General features: G+C 65.2%; 17 protein-coding genes and 1 pseudogene. 12 read left to right on the top strand and 6 right to left on the bottom strand.

What is annotated here, in order from left to right:
- Positions 1 to 116: 116 nt before the first annotated feature.
- A pseudogene (locus ACVW17_RS05445) lies at positions 117 to 596 on the bottom strand (ComF family protein); the annotation flags it as partial.
- 75 nt (positions 597 to 671) lie between these two features.
- Here ACVW17_RS05445 and ACVW17_RS05440 point away from each other — a divergent pair.
- Positions 672 to 1514, top strand: coding sequence for a methyltransferase domain-containing protein (locus tag ACVW17_RS05440; protein ID WP_456796829.1), 843 nt, complete (start codon positions 672 to 674; stop codon positions 1512 to 1514).
- Positions 1515 to 1779: 265 nt separating this feature from the next.
- On the opposite strand, the gene ACVW17_RS05435 is transcribed toward ACVW17_RS05440, so the two are convergent.
- Complete coding sequence (locus ACVW17_RS05435; protein ID WP_456750986.1) at positions 1780 to 2190, bottom strand: (deoxy)nucleoside triphosphate pyrophosphohydrolase; 411 nt, start codon at positions 2188 to 2190, stop codon at positions 1780 to 1782.
- 175 nt (positions 2191 to 2365) lie between these two features.
- Here ACVW17_RS05435 and ACVW17_RS05430 point away from each other — a divergent pair, with 175 nt between their 5' ends.
- A complete protein-coding gene (locus tag ACVW17_RS05430) occupies positions 2366 to 3715 on the top strand; it encodes a TadE/TadG family type IV pilus assembly protein (RefSeq protein ID WP_456796828.1) in 1350 nt (449 codons plus the stop codon).
- A 263-nt stretch (positions 3716 to 3978) separates the two neighbouring features.
- On the opposite strand, the gene argJ is transcribed toward ACVW17_RS05430, so the two are convergent.
- Together argJ and ACVW17_RS05420 are read right to left on the bottom strand one after the other, a co-directional pair.
- Positions 3979 to 5220 carry a bifunctional glutamate N-acetyltransferase/amino-acid acetyltransferase ArgJ gene (argJ, locus tag ACVW17_RS05425; RefSeq protein ID WP_456796827.1) on the bottom strand — a complete coding sequence of 414 codons (1242 nt, stop codon included), beginning with the start codon at positions 5218 to 5220 and terminating at the stop codon, positions 3979 to 3981.
- 267 nt (positions 5221 to 5487) lie between these two features.
- Positions 5488 to 6438: a peptidylprolyl isomerase gene (locus ACVW17_RS05420; RefSeq protein WP_456796826.1), complete on the bottom strand. Its 951-nt coding sequence runs from the start codon at positions 6436 to 6438 to the stop codon at positions 5488 to 5490.
- Positions 6439 to 6793: 355 nt separating this feature from the next.
- On the opposite strand from ACVW17_RS05420, the gene secA reads away from it, so the two are divergent.
- A complete protein-coding gene (gene secA / locus ACVW17_RS05415; RefSeq protein ID WP_456750982.1) occupies positions 6794 to 9658 on the top strand; it encodes a preprotein translocase subunit SecA in 2865 nt (954 codons plus the stop codon).
- 200 nt (positions 9659 to 9858) lie between these two features.
- Here the strand turns inward: secA and ACVW17_RS05410 are convergent, their stop codons facing one another.
- Positions 9859 to 10293 carry a VOC family protein gene (locus ACVW17_RS05410; RefSeq protein WP_456750981.1) on the bottom strand — a complete coding sequence of 145 codons (435 nt, stop codon included), beginning with the start codon at positions 10291 to 10293 and terminating at the stop codon, positions 9859 to 9861.
- Positions 10294 to 10660: 367 nt separating this feature from the next.
- Between ACVW17_RS05410 and ACVW17_RS05405 the strand changes: the two genes are divergently transcribed.
- Complete coding sequence (locus ACVW17_RS05405) at positions 10661 to 13078, top strand: hypothetical protein (RefSeq protein WP_456750980.1); 2418 nt, start codon at positions 10661 to 10663, stop codon at positions 13076 to 13078.
- An 18-nt stretch (positions 13079 to 13096) separates the two neighbouring features.
- Here ACVW17_RS05405 and ACVW17_RS05400 read toward each other — a convergent pair whose 3' ends face one another.
- Positions 13097 to 13540, bottom strand: coding sequence for a MarR family winged helix-turn-helix transcriptional regulator (locus ACVW17_RS05400; protein ID WP_016847408.1), 444 nt, complete (start codon positions 13538 to 13540; stop codon positions 13097 to 13099).
- Between the two features lie 179 nt (positions 13541 to 13719).
- Here ACVW17_RS05400 and ACVW17_RS05395 point away from each other — a divergent pair, with 179 nt between their 5' ends.
- The 8 genes from ACVW17_RS05395 to ACVW17_RS05360 all read left to right on the top strand — a co-directional run bounded on the left by ACVW17_RS05395 (position 13720) and on the right by ACVW17_RS05360 (position 22497).
- Positions 13720 to 14901 carry a substrate-binding domain-containing protein gene (locus ACVW17_RS05395; protein WP_456750979.1) on the top strand — a complete coding sequence of 394 codons (1182 nt, stop codon included), beginning with the start codon at positions 13720 to 13722 and terminating at the stop codon, positions 14899 to 14901.
- A 70-nt stretch (positions 14902 to 14971) separates the two neighbouring features.
- Positions 14972 to 16174, top strand: coding sequence for a substrate-binding domain-containing protein (locus ACVW17_RS05390; RefSeq protein ID WP_456750978.1), 1203 nt, complete (start codon positions 14972 to 14974; stop codon positions 16172 to 16174).
- A 168-nt stretch (positions 16175 to 16342) separates the two neighbouring features.
- Positions 16343 to 17857 (top strand): amidase, encoded by a 1515-nt coding sequence (locus tag ACVW17_RS05385; RefSeq protein WP_456750977.1) that lies wholly within the window; start codon positions 16343 to 16345, stop codon positions 17855 to 17857.
- A gap of 42 nt (positions 17858 to 17899) precedes the next feature.
- Positions 17900 to 18757 carry a branched-chain amino acid ABC transporter permease gene (locus ACVW17_RS05380; protein WP_456750976.1) on the top strand — a complete coding sequence of 286 codons (858 nt, stop codon included), beginning with the start codon at positions 17900 to 17902 and terminating at the stop codon, positions 18755 to 18757.
- A 5-nt stretch (positions 18758 to 18762) separates the two neighbouring features.
- Positions 18763 to 19983: a substrate-binding protein gene (locus ACVW17_RS05375; RefSeq protein ID WP_456750975.1), complete on the top strand. Its 1221-nt coding sequence runs from the start codon at positions 18763 to 18765 to the stop codon at positions 19981 to 19983.
- Between the two features lie 7 nt (positions 19984 to 19990).
- Positions 19991 to 21082: a branched-chain amino acid ABC transporter permease gene (locus ACVW17_RS05370; protein ID WP_456750974.1), complete on the top strand. Its 1092-nt coding sequence runs from the start codon at positions 19991 to 19993 to the stop codon at positions 21080 to 21082.
- On the top strand, positions 21069 to 21803 hold the full coding sequence (locus ACVW17_RS05365) for an ABC transporter ATP-binding protein (RefSeq protein ID WP_456750973.1): 735 nt from the start codon (positions 21069 to 21071) through the stop codon (positions 21801 to 21803). The genes ACVW17_RS05370 and ACVW17_RS05365 overlap by 14 nt, the downstream gene beginning before the upstream one ends.
- Positions 21796 to 22497, top strand: coding sequence for a branched-chain amino acid ABC transporter ATP-binding protein (locus tag ACVW17_RS05360; protein ID WP_456750972.1), 702 nt, complete (start codon positions 21796 to 21798; stop codon positions 22495 to 22497). Before ACVW17_RS05365 ends, ACVW17_RS05360 begins: the two co-directional genes overlap by 8 nt.
- Positions 22498 to 22559: the final 62 nt, after the last annotated feature.

The raw sequence follows: 22559 nt of genomic DNA, 5'->3' as shown, positions 1-22559 counted from the left end.
TCCAGAGGTCCGCGCTGCTCGGCAAGGCCCGACGCGGCCGGGCGAATTATGGAAAAATATCAACTGTGCCGCTCAGAAACCCAATAAAAATGGGCCTAACTTGCGTTTTTGCATAGGCGGCTCCAGCCGCGCCGCCAGTGCAGCGGAACCGGAACCAGCATGTCGGCGCCGTCTAGCAATTCCTTCCCCGCCCGGGCCATCCAACGACCCATTGTCGGCGCCAGATCGGTGCGGTCCTGGTATTTTAATGCATGCACCAGCGTGCGCGCGACGTCGTCATAGCGCACCGCGGCGCGGGCGCGCTGGTAGGCCGGCGGATTGGCGATCGCCTCCATCGACAGCAGCTCGGGCCCTGGATCGTAGACAAAGGGAATCCCGAGCCGCGGGCAGAACGGCGGCGCGATGAACGACAATTTGGCCCAGCAGTCTGCGCAGACGCCCTCGCCGTGAACCGGCTCGCGGCAGGACACGCACAGCGTCGGCAGCGCGATGTCGAGCATGAGCCGCGCGGTGCGCAGCCACGCGCCGGAGACCACGCCGAGCGCGCGCTGAAAATGACCGGAAATCGAGCGTGTCTGGGATGCCTCGGCGTCCATCGGGCGAGGCTAGCGTTTGCGCCGCGCGGGCTCAAGGCGCATTGCCTGCGACGGCGGTCCGGCGTAACCAGCGGCATGGCAACGACCTCGCCCGCAGCCCCCATCCTGTTCGATCGCGCGCTTCTAGGCGCGCGGCTGGCACGTGCGCAGGCCGCCGGGGCGGCGACGTTCCTGCTCGAGCGCGCCACCGAGGACATGGCGGACCGCTTGCAGGCGGTGTCACGCAGCTTTTCGGCGGCGGCCGATGTCTGGACGCCGGGTGACGGGCTCGCGGCGGCGCTGCGCGGGCGTGTCGCGGCGATCGATACGATCGGCTTCACCGAGGCGGAGGCGCTCGGCCTGCCGCCGGAATCGCTCGATCTCGCGGTCTCCGCGCTGGCCTTCCAGTTCGTCAACGATCTGCCGGGCGTGCTGGCGCAAATCCGCCGCGCGCTGAAGCCGGACGGTCTGCTGCTGGCGGCGATGCTCGGCGGCGATACGCTGACCGAGCTCAGGCAGAGCTTTGCCGCGGCGGAGGCGGAGTGCGAGGGCGGCGTCTCGCCGCGGGTCGCGCCGTTCGCCGATCTGCGCGACATCGGCGCGCTGTTGCAGCGGGCGGGCTTCGCGCTGCCGGTCACCGATGTCGACCGCGTCGTGGTGCGCTATGCAAACGCGTTCGCACTGATGGCCGACCTCAGGCACATGGGGGCGACCAATGTGCTGCGCGAGCGCCGCCACGCTTCGACCCGCCGCACCACCATGCTGCGCATGGCGCAGATCTACGGCGAACGCTTCGCCGATGCCGACGGCCGCATCCGCGCCACCTTCGACATCGTCTGGCTGTCCGGCTGGGCACCGGATGACAGCCAGCAAAAGCCGCTCAAGCCCGGCTCGGCGAAAGCGAGTTTGGAAGCGGCAGTGAAGCAGGCGAAGCGTTAGGCGCGCACGGTGCCAGGGCTCCCTCCCCCGCAAGGGGGGAGGGAGCCCGTCCACCGTGCATCCCTTACCGTCGGCCACCCTTATCAGCGCGAGCAAGGGGGCGAAGGACGTTTCCACAATTTCGGAATAATGGAATTGTGCCGGTGAGTTGCCCGACGTGTCAAGTCCCCTTGGTCGTGCGCCGGCCGCGCCGGGCTCCTTTGCATGGGGTTGTTTTCGATGTTTTTGGCGACGCGCCTCCCGGGCGGGTGGGAGCGGCAGAAGGTCACAGCAGCAGATCCATCAGATGCGGCAGCAGCGGGATATCCGCCGGCGGCATCGGGTAGTCGCGCAGTCTGCCCGCGCGCACCCAGGCGAGGTTCTGGCCCTCGCGCGCCACCGCCATGCCTTCCCAGCGGCGGCAGATGTAGAGCGGCATCAACAGATGGAAGGTCTCGTAGGCATGGCTGGCGAAGGTCAGCGGCGCGAGGCAGGGCTCGCTCACGGTGATGCCGATCTCCTCGTGCAGCTCGCGGATCAGGGTCTGCTCCGGCCGCTCGCCGGGCTCGATCTTGCCGCCGGGGAATTCCCACAGCCCCGCCAGCGCCTTGCCTGCGGGGCGCTGCGCCAGCAGCACGCGCTTGTCGGCGTCGACCAGCGCGCAGGCGACGACGAGGGTCAGCTTGATATCAGCCATGTGGCGGAAATGTCCTTCTCATCTGCAAGCTTTCATTAACCAGCAGCGCGCCTCCAGCCAAACGATTTGTGCCCGTGGGCTCTTTCTGCATTCGAGATAATCCGGCCTTAATTCGCATCCGGCAGGGTGAGGCGTCCCCTTTATGCGTCCATCATATTCTCTGCCGACATAACCCATGAGCACCTTGATTCGGACCATCAGCCGTTTCCGCCGCGATCGCTCCGGCAATATCGCGATGACCTTCGGCCTGGCTTTGCTGCCGCTCGTCATCGCGGTCGGATGCGCGGTCGACTATTCCCGCGCCAACCAGATCCGCAGCAAGCTGATCTCCGCCGCCGACGCGGCAAGCGTCGGGTCGGTCGCCAAGCAATCGCCCGGCTTCATTGCCGCCGGTGCCATGACTTCGGACGGTGAGATCCCGGCCGGCGAGGCCGATGCGAGGCAGATCTTCAACGGCAACATCTTCAACCAGAACGGCTTCACGCTGACCAGCGTGACGCCGACGGTGACCAAGACCGGCGGCACGATCACCTCGACCGTCAAATTCACCGCCGATGTCCCGACCATGTTCCTCGGCGTGATCGGCCGGAGCAAGATGGCGGTGTCGGGCTCGTCGACCTCGACCGCGACCATGCCGCTCTATATCGACTTCTACCTGCTGCTCGACAATTCGCCGTCGATGGGCGTCGGCGCTACGCCGACGGACGTCGACAAGCTGGTCAAGGCCACCACCGGCAACAGCTTCAAGCCGAACGACCAGTGCGCCTTCGCCTGCCACGACTACAACGACCCCAACAACTATTACAATCTGGCGAAATCGCTTGGCGTGACGACGCGGATCGACGTGCTGCGCAGCGCAACCCAGCAACTGATGGACACCGCGGCGACGACCCAGACCTATTCGAGCCAGTTCCGCATGGCGATCTACGACTTCGGCGCGTCCTCGGCGACCTACGGCCTGCGCAGCCTGTTCACCCTGTCGTCGAGCCTGTCGAGTGCAAAGTCGGCGGCCGGCAACATCGATCTGATGGGCGTCTACGGCAACAACGATGCCTATACCGCGGACAAGGACAGCCAGTTCACCACGATCTTCCCGCAGATCAACAACGAGATCGGAAACCCGGGCGCCGGGACGTCGTCGGCGCCGATGAAGTATCTGTTCTTCGTCTCCGACGGCGTGGCCGACGAACCCAATTCAAGTTGCCTGAAGCCGATCACCGGCAGCAATCGCTGCCAGTCGCCGATCAATCCAGCGCTGTGTGATGTGATCAAGAAGCGCAACATCAAGATCGCGGTGCTCTACACCACCTATCTGCAGCTGCCGACCAACAACTGGTACATGACCTGGATCGACCCGTTCAACCAGGGCCCGTTCGGCCCGTCGCCGAACAGCCAGATCGCGCAGAACATGCGGGCCTGCGCCTCGCCGGGTTTCTATTTCGAGGTCAGCCCGACCCAGGGCATCGCGGACGCGATGAACGCGTTGTTCAAGAAGGCCGTCGCCGACGCGCGGATCTCGAGCTGAGGCCGCGCGTCCTATCTCTCCCGCCACCCTGAGGAGGCCGCGCAGCGGCCGTCTCGAAGGGGCGACGGCCCGGCTCTCTCCACGCGGCGCCACCCCCGGCCGTACATCCTTCGAGGCTCGCTCCGCTCACACCTCAGGATGACGGGACTAACACCGTCATTGCGAGCGCAGCGAAGCAATCCATCTATCTGCGTGCGCGGATGGATCGATTGCTTCGTCGCTTCGCTCCTCGCAATGACGGAGCTGGTGACGGCGTGCAGCGTCTACGACCGGTAATCGCCGTTGATCGCGACGTATTCCTTGGTGAGGTCGCAGGTCAGGACGCGGTCTTTGGCCTTGCCGAGGCCGAGCGCGACCTTGATCTGGATCTTCGGCGCCTTCATCGCCTCCGACACCTCTTTCTCGTTGTAGGACGGATCGCGCGCGCCGCTCTTGGCGACGCGGATGCCGTTGAACGAGATCGAGAGCTTGTCGCGGTTGGCGGGCTCGCCGGCCTTGCCGACCGCCATCACCACGCGGCCCCAATTGGCGTCCTCGCCGGCGATTGCGGTCTTCACCAGCGGCGAATTGGCGATCGACATCGCGATCTTGCGCGCCGACGGCTTTGTCGTCGCGCCTTCGACCACAACCTCGACCAGCTTGCGGGCGCCTTCGCCGTCGCGCGCCACCTGCTCGGAGAGATCAGCGAGGATCTGCTGGAATGCCTTGGCGAACGCCTTCAGGCGCGGGTCGCTGGCGCGCGAGATCTTCGGCGCGCCATGCGCCGCCGCAGCACCGGTCGCAAACGCCAGCAGCGTGTCCGAGGTCGAGGTGTCGCCGTCGATGGTCAGCGCGTTGAAAGTGTCCTCGACACTGGTCTTGAGCAGCGATTGCAGCACGCCGGCCGACAGCGGCGCGTCGGTGAAGATGAAGGAGAGCATGGTCGCCATGTCGGGCATGATCATGCCGGCGCCCTTGGCCATGCCGTTGATCGTCACCTTGGCCTTGCCGAGCTTGACGGTCGCGGTGGCGACCTTCGGGAAGGTGTCGGTGGTCATGATCGCCTTGGCCGCGTCCAACCAGAGATCGGGCGTCGCGGTCTGGGCGAGCTGCGCCAGCACGCCGTCGAACTTTCTGGCGTCGAGCGGCTCGCCGATCACGCCGGTGGAGGCCAGGAACACGTCCGACGTCGAACAGCCGACCGCCTTCGATGCGATCTGCGCGGTCAGCGCGGTCGAGGCCTTGCCGGTCTTGCCGGTGAAGGCGTTGGCGTTGCCGGAATTGACCACCAGCGCGCGCGCTTGTCCGCCCTTCAGCTTGGCGCGGCACCATTCGACCGGCGCCGACGGGCATTTCGACTTGGTGAAGACGCCGGCCACCGTGGTGCCCTTGTCCAGCAGCGCGAGCAGCACGTCGGTGCGCCCCTTGTAGCGGATGCCGGCGGCAGCGGTCGCAAGCCGCACCCCCGCGATCACGGGCATCTCGGGAACGTCAGGCGGGGCGAGGGGGGAGACGACGGTGGACATCGGCAAGCTTCCGGCTACGGGGAGGGAAGCGCTGCATATCATCTCACCGGCTGAAGCGGGAGAGGGCTGTGATGCGAACGCGCTGTCATGAATTGTTCAAGCGATGTCCCGTAGCCCGGATGCAGCGAAGCGAAATCCGGGGCCGCTTTACCCGCGGATGGACCTACCCCGGATTGCGCTGCGCTCCATCCGGGCTACAACGGCATCCCAAAAAGCAAATGGCCGGGACAATGCCCGGCCACTGCAACTGCATCTATTTCGCGAAGCTTACTTCTTCGCCGGTGCCATCTTGTTGTCGGCGGGCTTCGGCGCGTCCTTGGCGGCATCGGCCGGCGCGGCTGCGTCCTTTGCGGGGTCCGTCGCGGTCTCGGCAGGCTTGTCCATGCGCTCGACCTTGGCGGCCTCGCGCAGCTTGGCGACATAGTCGGCCTGAGCCTTGCGGGTCACATAGGTCTCGATCTGGGCCTTCACCTGCTGGAAGTCCGGCGCCTTGCGGTTGCGCTTTTCCTCGACCTTGATGATGTGCCAGCCGAACTGCGACTTGACCGGGTCGGAGATCTTGCCCGGCTCGAGTGAGAAGGCGACCGCGGAGAATTCCGGCACCATCTGCTCCTTGGTGAAGAAGCCGAGGTCGCCGCCGTCGGAGGCGCCGGGGTCCTTGGACTTCTTCTTGGCGAGCTCGGCGAAATCCGCGCCCTTGTCGAGCTCGGCCTTGATCGCCTTGGCCTCGTCCTCGGTCTCGACCAGGATGTGGCGGGCGCGCACTTCCTGCTCGCCGGTGATCTGCTTGGCGGCCTCGTCGTAGACCTTCTTCATGGCATCGTCGGTGGTCGCGGCCTTGCCCTCGCTGGCGAGCAGGCTGTCCATCAACAGGCGGTTGCGGGTGAAGGCGAGCCGCTTCTTGAAGTCGTCATTGTTCTCGATCTTCTTGTCCTCGGCGGCCTTGGACACGATCTTCATGTCGATCAGGAAGGACAGCACGTTGTCCTTGCGGGTCGAGGGGTCCATCTGCTGCAGGCTCGGGCCGAGTTCCTCTTCGGCGAGCGCCACGTCGCTGGCATGGATCTCGGAACCGTTGACCTTCGCCAGCACCGGGTCGGACTCCGCGGCGCGGACCGGAAGGCCCGCAGCCAGCACTGCGACAAGACAGCCCGTGGCGGCCAGTGTGGCGAGGCCGAGGCGCAGGCCGGTCTTGGATTCCGGGGGCGAGGTGGTCATGCAAAATCCTTGGTCTAAAGGGGGGAAGCTCGAGCGGGGCGGACACTCGCCCAATCGTGTTACATTGGCAACGCGAAAGTCGTGTCAAAATGATGAATTCCTTGACATCTTGCCAGCGTTGACAACCCCCCGACCGGGCCATATCTCTGGCCGACCGTGTCGGCGGTGAGAGCGCTTATTTTGCTGCGTTTTTTGCCGTTGAACCCAGGTCGGCCTGTTTCCCACTCAATTGGCTAGGGAGCCCCGGGTCGGGGCTCGAGCCGTAGCGCGTCACGGTGAGTTGATAGGCGACCCGTTGGACCATCTCAGGCTGTAAACCAAGACCGAACTCGAGACCGAAGAACAGGAATTTCGCATGATCGGCGCGCTCGCCCGCAAGTTTTTCGGCTCCGCCAACGACCGTCGGGTCAAGGGCTATCAGTCCCGCGTCAGCGCCATCAACGCGCTGGAGCCCGAGCTCATCAAGCTCTCCGACGACGAGCTCAAGGCCCGGACCGCCGAATTCAAGCAGCAGCTCGCGAGCGGCAAGACGCTGGACGACCTCCTGGTCCCGGCCTTCGCCACGGTGCGCGAAGCGGCCAAGCGGACGCTCGGCCAGCGCCATTTCGACGTTCAGCTGATCGGCGGCATGGTGCTGCATGAGGGCGACATCGCCGAGATGAAGACCGGCGAAGGCAAGACGCTGGTCGCAACGCTGGCGGTCTACCTCAACGCGCTCGCCGGCAAGGGCGTCCACGTCGTCACCGTCAACGACTACCTGGCCCGCCGCGACTCCGGCTGGATGGGCCAGATCTACGCGTTCCTCGGGCTGACCACCGGCGTGATCGTGCACGGCCTCGACGACGCCGAGCGCAAGGCCGCCTATGCCTGCGACATCACCTACGGCACCAACAACGAATACGGCTTCGACTATCTGCGCGACAACATGAAGTATCGCCTGGAAGACATGGTCCAGCGCGAGCATTTCTACGCGATCGTCGACGAAGTGGACTCGATCCTGATCGACGAAGCGCGCACGCCCTTGATCATCTCCGGTCCGCTCGACGACCGCTCGGATTTCTACAACACCATCGACACCTTCATGCCGAAGCTGGTCAAGAAGGACGACTACGAGGTCGACGAGAAGCAGCGCACGGTGACCTTGACCGAAGCCGGCATGGAGAAGCTCGAGAACCTGCTGCGCGATGCCGGCCAGCTCAAGGGCGATTCGCTGTACGACGTCGAGAACGTCTCCGTCGTGCATCACGTCAACCAGGCGCTGCGCGCCCACACGCTGTTCACCCGCGACAAGGACTACATCGTCCGCGACGACGAGGTCGTCATCATCGACGAGTTCACCGGCCGCATGATGCAGGGCCGGCGCTATTCGGAAGGGCTGCACCAGGCGCTGGAAGCCAAGGAGCACGTCACGGTCCAGCCCGAGAACCAGACGCTGGCCTCGATCACCTTCCAGAACTATTTCCGGATGTACCAGAAGCTGTCCGGCATGACCGGCACCGCGCTGACCGAAGCCGACGAACTGTTCGACATCTACAAGCTCGAGGTGGTGGAGATCCCGACCAACCTTCCGGTGGCGCGCCTCGACGAGGACGACGAGGTCTATCGCACCCAAAACGAGAAATACGCGGCGATCCTTGCCGAGATCGAGCGCGCCAACAAGCGGCTGCAGCCGGTGCTGGTCGGTACCGCGTCGATCGAGAAGTCGGAAGTGCTGGCCGACTACCTCAAGAAGCACGGCTACAAGCAGATCGACTTTACCTCCGAATCCGGCATGGAGAAGCTCTATGCCGCGGCGCGCGCCGGCAAGCCGGCCAAGCTGTTCGCGGTGCTGAACGCGCGCTTCCACGAGCAGGAAGCCTATATCGTCGCGGAAGCCGGCGTGCCCGGCGCGATCACGATCGCGACCAACATGGCCGGCCGCGGCACCGACATCAAGCTCGGCGGCTCGCTCGAGATGCGGATCCAGCAGGAGGCCGCCGGCATCACCGACGAGGCGGAGAAGGCGAAGAAGATCGAGCAGATCAAGGCCGACATCGAGCGCTTCCGCGAGATCGTGCTGAAGGCGGAAGAGGATTTCGAGGTCGAGCCGGCCAAGGGCAACAAGCCCGCCAAGACGGTGAAGAAGCCGGGCGGCCTCTACATCATCGGCTCCGAGCGCCATGAATCCCGCCGCATCGACAACCAGCTGCGCGGCCGCTCCGGCCGTCAGGGCGATCCCGGCCGCTCGAAATTCTTCCTGTCGCTGGAAGACGACCTGATGCGCATCTTCGGCTCCGACCGGCTCGACAGCATGCTGCAACGGCTCGGCTTGCAGGAAGGCGAAGCCATCATCCATCCCTGGATCAACAAGGCGCTGGAGAAGGCGCAGCAGAAGGTCGAGGCACGCAACTTCGACATCCGCAAGAACCTGCTCAAGTTCGACAACGTCCAGAACGACCAGCGCAAGGTGATCTTCGATCAGCGCGTCGACCTGATGAAGGACGACAGCGTGGTCGAGACCGTGACCGACATGCGCCACGCCTTCGTCGAGGACGTCGTCGCCAAGCACATCCCCGAGCACGCCTATGCCGAGCAGTGGGACACTGCGGGGCTGAAGGAAGAGCTGAAGCGCGTGCTCGATGTCGACCTGCCGGTCGACGAATGGGCCAAGGAAGAGGGCATCGCCGACGAGGAGCTGCTCACCCGCATCGAGAACCATGTCGACGAGCGCATGGCGGCCAAGGTCGCGCAATGGGGCCCCGACGTGATGCGCTACGTCGAGAAGACCATCCTGCTGCAGACGCTCGACCATCTCTGGCGCGAGCATCTCATCATGCTCGACCATCTGCGCCAGGTGATCGGCCTGCGCGGCTACGGCCAGCGCGATCCGTTGCAGGAGTACAAGACCGAGGCCTTCAACCTGTTCCAGGAGATGAGCGCGCATCTGCGCGAGGCGGTCACCGCGCAGCTGATGCGGGTCGAGATCGTGCCGCCCGAGGAGCCGCCGCAGCCGCTGCCGTTGATGGAGGCGCACAAGCTCGATCCCAACACCGGCGAGGACGAGTTCGCCCGCGCCAGCCTGAGCGAAGCGACCTACGCCCAGGCCTCGCTGGCGCCGGCCATGTCCGCCGCCGATCGCAATCCGAACGACCCGACGAGCTGGGGCAAGGTCGGCCGCAACGAGGACTGCCCCTGCGGCTCGGGCAAGAAGTACAAGCACTGCCACGGCCGGTACGCGTAACCGGCTGCAATCATCGCGATTGTAGGGTGGCCAAAGCGAAAGCGTGCCCACCCTATCATGCGCTGCTCTCGACGCTGGGCACGCTTCCGCCCTCGCTCTTCGAGCTACGGCGGACAAGCCGCTTTGCCGACCCTACGGTCTGCCGCGACAGGCATGCGTAAGCCGCTGCAAGCGGTGACGTGCCGCCGTCGCATCGCCGCTCACCCCGCATACGCCTTGTCGAGATCGGCGATCACGATCTTCTGCATCTTCAGCATCGCCTGCATGACGCGGTCCGCGGCCTTGCGGTCGGGGTCGCTGAGGTAGCGGCTGAGCGCGGTCGGGACCACCTGCCAGGACAGGCCGAACCGGTCCTTGAGCCAGCCGCAGCGCGATTCCTGGCCGCCGTCGGTGAGCTTCTCCCAGAAGTAGTCGACCTGCTGCTGGGTCTCGACGCTGAGGAAGAACGACACCGCCTCGTTGAACTTGTGCTGCGGGCCGCCATTGAGCGCGTAGAACCGCTGCCCCTCGAGCTCGAAGCTTGCCATGAAGTCGCTGACGGTCTCGATTTCGGCGTTCGGAAACACCGATTTGTAGAACGCGACGGCATCGCGGACGTTGTTGTCGAGCCACAGGAACGGCGTGATCGATGTCATGGCGAGAGAATCCTTGTAATCGAGGGAGAGGAAAGCCGGCACCGCGCGCAAGCGCATCCGGAGGACGAGCAGGCGGCCGGGATCCCGACATATCGACCAGGCTTTTCTGTTGGAACCCTCGCGCCGCCGCCTGGCGGCGACAGTCCGTAGGTATTTTCGGCGCATTTGGGTTCCCACGAACCCGGCACTAAGCCGTCGATCGGTCCATCTGCCACCCAAAGGCGATGTTAGGCTTTCGATCAACCACTTGTTAGTGCTCCGTGTCCCAATATTGCCGGGCGTGTTGGACGAGCCGTCAAGCGCATCAAGGCCTCTCTTTGGTCAAGGCTCGATCGGGGAGGCCCGCGCTTTGCAGACCGTGACGACAATGCCCGGCCGTTACTATCCGGCGATCTTCGTGCTGGCGTCGGCCACACTGGCCTATCAGATCCTGATCACCCGTTTCTTCAGCGTGATGGTGCATTACCATTTCGCTTTCGGCGCCATCGCGCTTGCGATGTTCGGGCTGACGCGCGGTGCGATGCGGGTTTATGAAGATCCCGACCGCTATGCGCCGGGGCGTGTGGGGCCGGAGTTCGCCCGCCATGCCGCGCGGTTCGCGATCAGCGGCGTCGCCGTGATGTGCGCGTTCCTGTGCGCGCCGATGGTCGCGCCCAGCAACTATGCCATGGCTGCACTCGGCGTGGTGGCGCTGGGCTTCACCATTCCGTTCGCCGAGGGCGGCATCTGCATCACGCTGCTGCTGACCCGGCTGCCCTATGTCGGCGGCTGGCTTTATGCCGCCGACCTGCTCGGCGCCGCGACCGGATGCCTCGGCATCATCTTCGTGCTGCTGGTGATCGATCCGGTCAGCGCGACGCTTTGGATCGGCGCTGGCGCCGCGGCGGCCGGCTGGTTCGTGGTCCGTCACGGCGAGGACCGAAGCAGCCTGAGCCTAAGCCGCAACACCGCGCTCGGCCTTGCCGCACTCGCCGCGCTCCACACCGCGCTTGCCGCAGCCGGCAGCAGCCATCTCGGCGTGACCTGGGCCAAAGGCACTCCGCAGACCGGAACGCTGTTCGAGCGCTGGAATACCTATTCGCGCATCCGCGTCACCGATCTCGGGCTCTCGATCCCGTTCGGCTGGAGCTTCGCGCGTCCCCCGGATGCCAAGGTCGAGCAGCTCTATCTCGACATCGATGCCGACGCGGGAACGCCGATCACCCGCTTCTCCGGCGATCTTGCCAAGGTGTCGTACCTCAAGCACGACGTCATCAACGCGCCCTATCTGGTGCAGCAACGGCCGGATGACGTCGCCGTGGTCGGCGTCGGCGGCGGCCGCGACGTGCTCTCCGCGCTCTATTTCGGCGCGCAGCGGATTCGCGGCATCGAGATCAATCCCGCGATCTTCGAGGTGCTGACGAACAAGTTCGCGGATTATTCGGGTCACCTCGATCGCTGGCCCGGCGTCTCGCTGGTCAATGCCGAAGCGCGCAGCTACATCAATCATTCGCCCGATCGCTACGACCTGATCCAGATCTCGCTGATCGATACCTGGGCCACCACCGCGGCCGGCGGGCTGACATTGACCGAGAACCGGCTCTACACGGTGGAGGCGTGGGACGATTTCTTCCGCGCGCTGAAGCCGGGCGGCATGCTCTCGGTGTCGCGCTGGTACCAGCCGACGGTCTATCGCGGCGAGTTCTATCGCCTGATTGCGATCGCAACTGAGGCGTTGCAGCGTCAGGGCGTGCCGGCGACCGAACTGTCGCAGCATGTGATTGCAGCGAATGTCGGCGACATCGTCACGGTGATGATCCGTCCCGAGGCGTTCACGGCGGCGCAGTGGCAGGGCGCGCGCGACCGGCTGGTCGCGGAGGGATTCAAGCTGCTGCTCGGGCCCGGGATCGCCTATGACACCGTCACTTCGACCCTCTTGTCCGGCAAGGCCGACCAGCGTTTCCTGGATTCATTGCCGCAAAACATCGCGGCTTCGACCGACGACAAGCCGTTCTTCTTCTATACCGTGCGGCTCGCCGATCTGTTCAGCAAAAGCGGCTTCGAGTTGCAGAACAACGCTGCGATCAGCGTCATCAAATGGGTGCTCGTGTTCCAGATCGGCATCTGCATCTGTTACATCGGCATTCCCTTCATGCGCCTGGCGCGGCGGACGCCGGTGGCGACGCTGGCGCCGCCGGTGGCTTATTTCGCCGCAATCGGCTTCGGCTTCATGCTGATCGAGATTTCGCAGATGCAACGGCTGATGGTGTTCCTCGGCCACCCCGTCTACGGGCTCAGCGTCGTGCTGTTCACGATCCTGCTGTTCGGAGGCATCGGCAGTGGCACGGTGGGCGCGACGCCGGCGCGGCCGGCGGTGCTGATCGTCCGCCTCGTGACGCTGGTCGCGACGCTAGTGGCCGTGGGCCTGCTGACGCCGTCGGTCACCGCCTGGTCGCGGTCGGCGCCGACCGAGATCCGCATCCTGGTGTCGATCGCCTTGCTGGCGCCGCCGGCTTTCTGCATGGGCATGATGTTCCCGCTGGGCCTCGGCATCTGGCGGCGGCATGAAGGGCTGCTGCCGTTCTTCTGGAGCACCAACGGCATCACCTCGATGCTCGCCTCCGTGCTCGGCATGGCGCTGTCGATCCAGTTCGGCATAACAGCGACATTCGCGGTCGGAATCGGCTGCTATGTGGTGTGCGCGATCATGATCCTCGGCAACCGTCTGAGCGATTCGATCGCTGAGACCGCCCTCAAGCCGGTCCGGACATCCGGTCTGGTGGCGCAGGACGAGGCCGCCTCGTAGCGGGCGGCCGCGATCGTCTTAGTTGGCGCTGCCGATCAGGCTTTCCAAGAGGCGCTTGAGCTCGGTGGTCGACTTGTCGCCATAGCTCTCGACGATGTGCTCCTCCTGGCTCACCGCCAGCGAGTTCAGCCGCCGGCACAGCGCCTTGCCGCGGTCGGAGACGAACATCAGCACCTTCCGGCGATCCTTCGGGTCCTGCACGCGGTAGACCAGCGCGTCCGACACCATGCGGTCGATCATCTTGGTCAGCGTCGGATGGTTGAGCAGCACGGCATCGGCAAGCTCGCCCATCGAGTGGCCGTTGCCGTCGGACAGCACTTTAAGGATGCGCCACTGCTCGACCGGCACGCCTTCCTTGGCCAATCGCGTCTCCAACTGCCGGTTGATCTCCCGGTTGGCTTGCGCGAGCAGGTAGGCGAGGTGTTCGGTGATCGGGGAATTTTCTTTCGGCGGTTTAGCCACGGCGTGAGACCTGGTTCCTGACCCGGTGAATGAATGTCCGGCAACGCTTGCCGTTTCTATATGCACTTCAATTGTTGAATATTCAATATTTTCCCCTAGGATATTCCCCCAACCAAAGGGCGGATGCCGCGACCGCCCCGCTGGCTGCGTTGCGTACTGCTTCCCAGACAGGAGTTGGCGTGCTCTCGACGGTCTCTTCCCAGGCGTATGGCGGCTTGCCCGTCCCGCCGCCGCACCTGTTTCGAACTCCGTCGTCCTGCGCGGCCGATGTCGCTTTGACCGTCAAGCCGGGCTCCTCGCGCCGCGGCGGCACCGACAGCAAGCTTCGGGTCGGCAATTTCATCACCTTTTCCGGGGCGCCCGGGATCTGGGGCCCGATCTCCGCCAACAGCGTCATGCTCGCGGTCGCCGAGATCAACCGGCGCGGCGGCATCCGCGGCCGCGAGATCGAATTGTCGATGTACGACGCCGGTGGTCCGATCGAGGAGGTGGTGCGCCGCGCCGAGCAGGCAATCGCCTTCGACGAGATCGACGTGATCATGGGCTCGCATATCTCGGCGGTCCGCCTCGCGCTGCGCAAGGTCACCGCGGGCCGCATCCCCTATATCTACACGCCGGTCTATGAGGGCGGCGAGCGGACGCCCGGCGTGATGGCGATCGGCGAGACGCCGCGCGCCGAAAGCCGACCGGCGATCCACTGGCTCACCGAAGTCAAGAAGGCGCAGCGCTGGTACCTGATCGGCAGCGACTATGTCTGGCCCTGGCAGTCACACCGCGCGGTGAAGCGCTACATCAAGGAGGCCGGCGGCCAGGTGGTGGGCGAAGAATTCGTCCCGCTCGGCGAGGACGATCACGAGCCGCATCTGGCGCGGATCCGCGCCGCCAAGCCCGACGTCGTGCTGATCACCCTGATCGGCACCGACAGCATCACCTTCAATCGGGCCTTCGCCGAGGCGGGCCTGGCCGCCACCACGCTGCGCTATGCGGGTGCGATGGACGAGACCGTGCTGCTCGGCATCGGGCCGGACGCGACCGAGAACCTGTTCTGCGCCTCCGGCTATTTCGGCTGCATCGATTCCCGCGCCAATGACGACTTCCGGACCAGCTACCGTGCGATGTTCGGAGCGCATGCGCCCCCGATCGGATCGGTCGGGCAGTCCAATTATGAGGGCATGCGGTTTCTCGAGGCGGCGGCCCACCGGGCCCGCTCGCTGTCGACGGGACCGCTGTCCGCCGCAGCCCGCAACCTGGTCTATGGTGGCGCCCGTGGCAGCGTCACACTTCGCGACGGCCGCGCCGAGATGCCGATCTATCTTGCCGAAGCCGACGGTCTCGACTTCAATGTGATCAAGACGATCTAGCTTGGCACCGTCGTCCGCAAGCGCGATGCCGCGCTCGCCCAGGGCGTACCGGTGCCAGACAGGAGCAGCTGTGCATTCGACGCGCAACGTCAGGGCCGGAAGCCTGAACGGCAGGAATGGCGGCCTCCCGTTCCCGCCATCCCTGCTGTTCAGGAATCTGGCGCCGGCCTCCGATCGGGTGTTTTCTCCGATGGACCGCAGCGGGTTCGGTCCGCGCGGTGCGCGCAACCGGCTGCGGGTCGCAGGTTTCGTCTGCTGCACCGGTTCGCCGGGCATGTGGGGGCCGGCCGCGACTTCGAGCGCGCAGCTTGCGGTCGCCGACATCAATCGTCGCGGCGGCATCCTCGGCCGCGAGGTCGAGCTCTCGGTCTATGATGCCGGCGGGCCGCTCGAGGACGTACGCGACCGCGCCGAGCAGGCGATCGCCTCCGACGACGTCGATCTCATCATGGGCATGCACACCAGCGCGGTGCGCGTCGCGTTGCGCAATCTGATCACCCGCAGCAGGATTCCCTACATCTACACGCCGGTCTACGAGGGCGGCGAACGGACGCCGGGCGTGATCGCGATCGGCGAGACACCGCGTTGGCAGATGCGGCCGTCGATCCATTGGCTGGCCGAGGCCAAGCGCGCCGCGCGCTGGTACCTGATCGGCAGCGACTATGTCTGGCCATGGCAGTCGCACCGCGCGGTGAAGCGCTACATCAAGGAAACCGGGGGGCTCGTGGTCGGCGAGGAGTTCGTGCCGGTCGGCGAGGACGATCACGAGGCGCATCTGGAGCGGATCCGCGCCGCCAAGCCCGATGTGGTGCTGATCTCGCTGATCGGCACCGACAGCGTGACCTTCAATCGCGCCTTCGCCGATGCCGGGCTCGCCGCCACCACGCTGCGCCTTGCCGGCTGCGTCGACGAAACGGTGCTGCTCGGCATCGGTGCCGACCGGACCGAGAACCTGTTCTGCGCCTCAGGCTACTTCCCCGGTGTCGGCTCGCCCGCCGGCGACGATTTCCGCGATCGCTATCGCGCGATGTTCGGTGCGTTCGCGCCGCCGGTCGGATCGTGCGGCGAGTCGGCCTATGAAGGCTTCTGCCTGCTGGAGGCCGCCGCCAACCGGGCCGGCACGCTGGACACGCGGCCGCTGCTCGCGGCGGCCGACAACCTGGTCTATCGTGGTCCGCGCGGTCCGGTCACGGTACGCAGCGGCCATGTCAGGATGCCGATGTATCTTGCCGAAGCCGACGGCCTCGACTTCAGGGTGATCAAGTCGATCTGAGCCGGGGTCCGCCAGCTTCGTCGGAAGGTCTTGCGAAATAATCCTTGAAAAGGAAAATATTTCCGTTTTCAATACAGCGGCGGGGTGGGGCGGTTCGCGCGGGGCATTGCGCGGCCGCTGCCCCGTGCCGAGGGAACATCCAAGGATCAAAAGCTTCAGGAGAGCGCCGTGACCGTCGTCCTTCCCACGCCAACGCAACTTCGTGCCGTCGCCGAGCAGTGTGGCCTGTCCCTGACCGAAGAGGACGTGGCTTCGTTCCGAGGCCTGATGCAGGGCTCGATCGAGGCCTACAACCTCGTCGCCCAGATGCCGGACGAACTCCCCGAAGTGAAATATCCGCGCACGCCCGGCACTCGCCCGGCGCCGGAGGATAACAAGCACAACGCCTGGTACTGCAAGTCGACGGTGAAGGGCGCGGCCTCCGGCAAGCTCAAGGGCAAGACGGTGGCGTTGAAGGACAATATCATGCTGGCCGGCGTGCCGATGACCAACGGCTCGTCGACGCTGGAAGGCTTTATTCCCGACTTCGACGCCACCATCGTCACCAGGATGCTGGATGCCGGCGCCGAGATCAAAGGCAAGACGCATTGCGAGCATTTCTGCCTGTCCGGCGGCAGCCACACCGGCTCCTACGGGCCGGTGCACAATCCGCACAAGATGGGCTATTCGGCCGGCGGCTCGTCGTCGGGCTCGGGTGTCGTGGTGGCGCTCGGCGAGGTCGACATGGCGATCGGTGGCGACCAGGGCGGCTCGATCCGCATGCCGTCCTCGTTCTGCGGCACCTACGGCATGAAGCCGACCTGGGGCCTCGTGCCCTACACCGGCATCATGCCGATCGAGATCTATGTCGACCATACCGGCCCGATGACCGCGAGCGTGGAAGACAACGCGCTGCTGCTCGAAGTGCTGGCCGGCGACGACGGCTATGATCCGCGCATCAAGGCGCCGAAAGTCGAGGAGTACACCAAGGCACTCGGCAAGGGCGTCAAGGGCATGAAGATCGGCATCCTCAAGGAAGGCTTCGAGCAGCCGACCGCGGAAGCCGCCGTCAACGAAAGCGTGCGCGAGGCGGCGAAGCGCTTCAAGGATCTCGGCGCCAGCGTCGAGACGGTGTCGATTCCGATGCACATGGCGGGCGGCGCGATCTGGACCCCGATCGGCACCGAAGGCCTGACCCAGACCATGATGTTCGGCGACGGCTACGGCCTCAGCCGCGGCGATCTCTATTCGACCGCGCTGATGGATCACCATCGCGGCTGGCGCCGGCAGGCGGATTCGCTGTCCGAGACCACCAAACTGTTCATGATGCTCGGCACCTACATCAACAACAATTTCGGCCCGCGCTTCTACGGCAAGGCACTCAACATCTCCCGCCGCCTCGCCGCGGCCTACGACAAGGCGTTCAAGGATTACGATCTCCTGCTGATGCCGACCACGCCGATGAAGGCGACCAAGTTGCCCGAGGCCAATGCGAGCCGCGAGGAATATGTCGCCCGCGCGCTGGAGATGATCTCCAACACCGCGCCGTTCGACATCACCCATCATCCGGCGATGTCGCTGCCCTGCGGCATGGTCGATGGCCTGCCGGTCGGGCTGATGCTGGTCGGGCGGATGTTCGAGGAGAGCACCATCTACCGCGCCGCGCATGCCTTCGAGCAGGCCGGCGACTGGAAGAAGATGTGAGGCGCCGCTTGTCGCAGACGCAACGTCGACGGATGGGGCACCATGGCTAGCATCTTTGCCGCGGTGTTCGAGATCGTGAGCTTCGGCGCCATCATCGTGCTGGTGGTGCTCGGGCTCGGCATCATCGCCAGCATGATGGGCATCTTCAACTTCGCGCAGGGCGAATTCGTCCTGCTCGGGGCCTATGTCACCTATCTGGCCTACGCCCATGGCGCGCCGGTCTGGGTCGGCATGGTCGCCGCCCCGTTCGTGGTCGGCGCACTCGGCTTCGTGCTGGAAGCGCTGATCATCCGGCGCTTCTACGCGGCGCCGATCGTGGCGATGCTCGGCACCTATGCGCTCGGCCTGATCATCCGCGAGAGCGTGCGCGGCCTGATCGGCGGCTTCTATCTCACGGTGCCGGAGCCGATCGGCGGTTCGATCGACCTCGGCTCGGTCCACATCTCGGCCTGGCGCTTCACCATCATCGTGATCACGCTGTTGGTGATGGGCGGCTGCTATCTCTTGCTGGCGCGCACCTCGTTCGGGCTGCGGGTCCGCGCCACGCTGGAGAACCCGGCGCTGGCGCGCGCATCAGGCATCTCGACGCCCTTGATCTACGGCGCGACCTTCGCATTCGGCGCGGCGCTGGCCGGGCTTGCCGGCGCGCTGATCGTGCCGGTGTTCAGCTTGTTTGCCGATCTCGGCATCCGTTTCCTGATCCAGGGCTTCGTCGCCGTGATGGTCGGCGGGGTCGGCTCCTTCATCGGTCCGGTCGCCGGCGCCGGCGTGATCGGCACGCTCAGTGCGGCGCTGCCATGGGTCATGTCACCGGTCGTCGCCGACGTGCTGGTCTTCGTGCTCGCCATCGCCTTCATCAAATTCCGGCCGCAAGGCCTCATTGCTGGGAAAGGGGTCTAATCACCATGTCGATCGAACGCATGAATCTGACGCGCCGCCGCTTCATGAGCAATTTCGCCTTCGCGACCGGCGCGCTCGCGACCGGGGTCGGCAGCTGGGTCGTCAGGCCCGACTGGGCCAACGCCGCCGAAGGCCCGATCAAGGTCGGCATCGCGACCGACCTGACCGGCCCGATCGCCTATGCCGGCAATGCCGACGCCAACGTCGCCAAGATGGTGATCAAGGAGATCAACGCCGGCGGCGGCCTGCTCGGCCGCCCGCTCGAGCTCTATATCGAGGACACCGCTTCGAACGAATCGGTCGCGGTCGGCAATGTCCGCAAGCTGATCCAGCGTGACAAGGTCGACATGGTGCTGGGCGGCATCACCTCCTCGATGCGTAACGCCATCAAGGACCCGATCGTGGCGCGCGGCAAGACGCTCTACATCTATCCGCAGCTCTACGAGGGCAGGGAGTGCACGCCCTATCTGTTCTGCACCGGCCCGACGCCGGCGCAGCAATGCGACACCTTCATTCCCTGGCTGATCAAGAACGGCGGCAAGAAGTTCGCGCTGCCGAGCGCCAACTATGTCTGGCCGCACACGCTCAACGTCTATGCCCGCAAGGTGATCGAGGACAATGGCGGCGAGGTCGTGTTCGAGGAGTATTACCCGCTCGACCAGGTCGACTTCTCGTCGACCGTCAACCGCATCATCTCCAACAAGGTCGACGTCGTCTTCAACACCGTCATCCCGCCCGGCGTCGGCCCGTTCTTCAAGCAGCTCTATGAAGCGGGCTTCCTCAAGAACGGTGGCCGGCTCGCCTGCGTCTACTATGACGAGAACACCCTCAACATCAATCAGGCCAACGAGATCGAGGGGCTGGCAAGCTGCCTCGACTATTTCAAGGTGCTGACCAAGGAGGATCCGTTCGACGCCAAGCTGCAGGCAGCGTATGAAAAGGACTTCCCAGGCAACTTCCTGTTCGCGGCCGGCAGCGCCGCCACCGGAACCTATCGCGGTCTCAAGCTGTGGGAGGCGGCGGTCAAGGAAGCCGGCAAGGTCGACCGCGACTCGGTTGCCGCCGCGCTCGATCACGCCAAGATCGCCGAAGGGCCCGGCGGACCGGCCGAAATGGTTCCGGGCAAGCGTCACTGCAAGATGAAGATGTACACCGCTGTTGCCAAAGGCGGGAACTATGAGATCGTGGCGCGCAGCGACGGTCTTGTTGATCCCAAGGAATGCTGAGCGATCGATGAGTGGAGCAAGAGAGGCCGTCGCACGCATCAGCGAGGATGTCGTGACGGGTGAGGGTACACCGGCCGCAAGCGCGCCGGCGGGACAGGCATCGGCAGGATGGAAGGTCCTGCCGATCGTGGAAGGACTGGTGCTCTTGATCGCACTGGTCCTGCCATGGGTTCTGCAGGACTATCTGACGGTGTTCGCGACCCGCGTAGTGATCCTCGCGCTGTTCGCGCTGTCGTTCGACCTGGTGTGGGGTTATGCCGGCATCATGAGCTTCGGCCAGGCGCTGTTCTTCGGCGCCGCCGGCTACGGCGTGGCGCTGCTGGCGCGCGATCTCAACGTCACCTCGATCCTCTTGATCCTGCCCGCCGGCACCTTGATCGGCCTTGCCGCGGCGCTGCTGCTCGGCGGCTTCCTGCTGCTCGGGCGCTATCCCTCCAGCGTGATCTTCGTCTCGCTCGGCACGCTCACCGGATCCTATGCCGCGGATCGGCTGGCGCGGGGCTGGTACTATCTCGGCGGCCAGAACGGCATCCCGTCGATCCCGCCGCTCACCCTCGGCAGCTACGAGCTCGAGGAAGGGCCGATCTACTATTACATGGTGCTCGGTATCCTCGTGGTGGTCTACCTGCTGTGCCGCTTCCTGGTCCGCTCGCAATTCGGCCTGGCGCTCGCGGGCTTGCGCGAGAACGAGCAGCGCATCGCCTTCTTCGGCTACAAGGCGCAGCATCTGAAGGCGATCATCTTCGCGATCGGCGGCACCATCGCCGGTCTTGCCGGCAGCCTCTATGCCTTCCACGAAGGCTTCGTCTGGCCCAACATGCTGGGCGTCGTGTTCTCGACCCAGGTCGTGCTCTACGTCCTGTTCGGCGGCTCCGGCACGCTGATCGGCGCCGTGATCGGCACCGTGATCATCGAGGGCGTCTCGTTCTGGCTGTCGGACAATTACCGCGACATCTGGCCGATCATTCTCGGCGTGCTGCTTTTGCTCGTGATCATGTTCCGTCCGCTCGGGCTGATCTCCTTCGTGCTCGGCGAGCGCGAGCGGGTCGGCAGCTTCGGCAAAGCACCAAAAAAGGAGACCGGCAATGCCGCTCCTTGAGGCCTCAGGGATCAGCAAGGTGTTCGGCAAGCTCACCGCGCTCGACGGTGCGGCGCTGACTGTCGGCGAGAACGAGTTTCACGGCCTGATCGGCCCCAACGGCTCGGGCAAGAGCACGCTGATGAAATGCGTCGCCGGCGCAGAAGTCCCCACGACAGGCAAGGTCTCCTTCGTCAACACCGACATCACGGCGTTCACGCCGACCGAGCGCGCCCGCGCCGGCATGAGCCTGAAATTCCAGATCACCTCGGTGCTGCCGACGCTGACGCTGTACGACAACATCCTGCTGGCGTTGCAGGCGCACTGCTCGCTGTTCGACCTCGTGCTGTCGCGCACCCGCAAGAAATTGCACGATCAGGTGATGACGATGCTGACCCAGTTCCGCCTCGCCGATCGGGCGCATGACGCGGCGGCGGCGCTGTCGCACGGCCAGCAGCAATGGCTCGAGATCGCGATGGCGCTGGCCGGGAAGCCGCGGCTTCTGCTGCTGGACGAGCCGACCGGCGGCATGAGCCTCGAGGAGCGCCGCGTCACCGGCGAATTGTTGCAGCCGATCAAAGAGCATTGCTCGCTCGTCATCGTCGAACATGATCTCGATTTCATCCGCGACATCTGCGACCGCCTCACCGTGCTCGACCAGGGCAAGGTGCTGGCGTCGGGGACGGTCGCGGAAATCCAGGCCAACAGAAACGTCCAGGAGATTTATCTTCGCCGTGCCTGAGCAAACCTTCCTCGATATCAGGCATCTCGATGCCGGTTATGGCCGCAGCCAGGTCCTGTTCGATGTCAACATCGGCATTCCCTGGCGCGGCGGCGTTGCCGTGCTCGGCCGCAACGGTGCCGGCAAGACCACGCTGATGAAGACCATCGTCGGTGAGCTCGCAAGCTCGCAGGGCGAGCTGTTCTTCGACGGTCGCGACATCACCCGGCGCCGCACCGAGGAACGGGTGCGCTCCGGCATCGGCTATGTGCCGCAGGAGCATTCGGTGTTCGCCCGCCTGTCGGTGCGCGACAACCTTGCGGTCGGCTCGCTGGTCAATTCGGACGCCGGTGCGGTCGATCGCGTGATGGAGATCTTCCCGAAGCTCGGCCAGCGCCTCGACCAGCCGGCCGGCACGCTGTCCGGCGGCGAGCGCAAGATGCTGGCGATCAGCCGCGCCATGCTCGGCAATCCAAAGCTGCTGCTGCTGGACGAGCCGACCGAGGGGGTCTGGATCGGCGTGATCGAGGAGATCACCGAGCGGCTGATCGAGCTTGCCAAGAGCATCTCGGTCGTGATCGTCGAGCAGCATCTCGACCTCGCGCTGCGCGTCGCCGACTACGCCTATGTGCTGGACCGGGGCCGCGTCGCGCTCCAGGGCGGCGCAAGCGAGGTGCGCAACGATCCGGAATTGCTGCGGTATCTGGCGCCGTAGATTGCCGTCGAATCGAGGGTTCCCCAGGAACGAAGCGCCGCCGCCGCCGTTGGGCAGCGGGA

The sequence above is a fragment of the Bradyrhizobium sp. USDA 4473 genome, assembly GCF_054063335.1.
This window is presented reverse-complemented; position numbering and strand designations above follow the sequence as displayed.

What these genes read in the sequence shown, in the direction of transcription:
- ACVW17_RS05440 (WP_456796829.1), top strand. Translation starts at nt 672, where the DNA reads ATGGCAACGACCTCGCCCGCAGCCCCCATCCTGTTCGATCGCGCGCTT.
- ACVW17_RS05380 (WP_456750976.1), top strand. Translation starts at nt 17,900, where the DNA reads ATGGCTAGCATCTTTGCCGCGGTGTTCGAGATCGTGAGCTTCGGCGCC.
- ACVW17_RS05375 (WP_456750975.1), top strand. Translation starts at nt 18,763, where the DNA reads ATGTCGATCGAACGCATGAATCTGACGCGCCGCCGCTTCATGAGCAAT.
- ACVW17_RS05435 (WP_456750986.1), bottom strand. Translation starts at nt 2,190, where the DNA reads ATGGCTGATATCAAGCTGACCCTCGTCGTCGCCTGCGCGCTGGTCGAC.
- ACVW17_RS05410 (WP_456750981.1), bottom strand. Translation starts at nt 10,293, where the DNA reads ATGACATCGATCACGCCGTTCCTGTGGCTCGACAACAACGTCCGCGAT.
- ACVW17_RS05420 (WP_456796826.1), bottom strand. Translation starts at nt 6,438, where the DNA reads ATGACCACCTCGCCCCCGGAATCCAAGACCGGCCTGCGCCTCGGCCTC.
- ACVW17_RS05365 (WP_456750973.1), top strand. Translation starts at nt 21,069, where the DNA reads ATGCCGCTCCTTGAGGCCTCAGGGATCAGCAAGGTGTTCGGCAAGCTC.
- argJ (WP_456796827.1), bottom strand. Translation starts at nt 5,220, where the DNA reads ATGTCCACCGTCGTCTCCCCCCTCGCCCCGCCTGACGTTCCCGAGATG.
- ACVW17_RS05370 (WP_456750974.1), top strand. Translation starts at nt 19,991, where the DNA reads ATGAGTGGAGCAAGAGAGGCCGTCGCACGCATCAGCGAGGATGTCGTG.
- secA (WP_456750982.1), top strand. Translation starts at nt 6,794, where the DNA reads ATGATCGGCGCGCTCGCCCGCAAGTTTTTCGGCTCCGCCAACGACCGT.
- ACVW17_RS05430 (WP_456796828.1), top strand. Translation starts at nt 2,366, where the DNA reads ATGAGCACCTTGATTCGGACCATCAGCCGTTTCCGCCGCGATCGCTCC.
- ACVW17_RS05405 (WP_456750980.1), top strand. Translation starts at nt 10,661, where the DNA reads ATGCCCGGCCGTTACTATCCGGCGATCTTCGTGCTGGCGTCGGCCACA.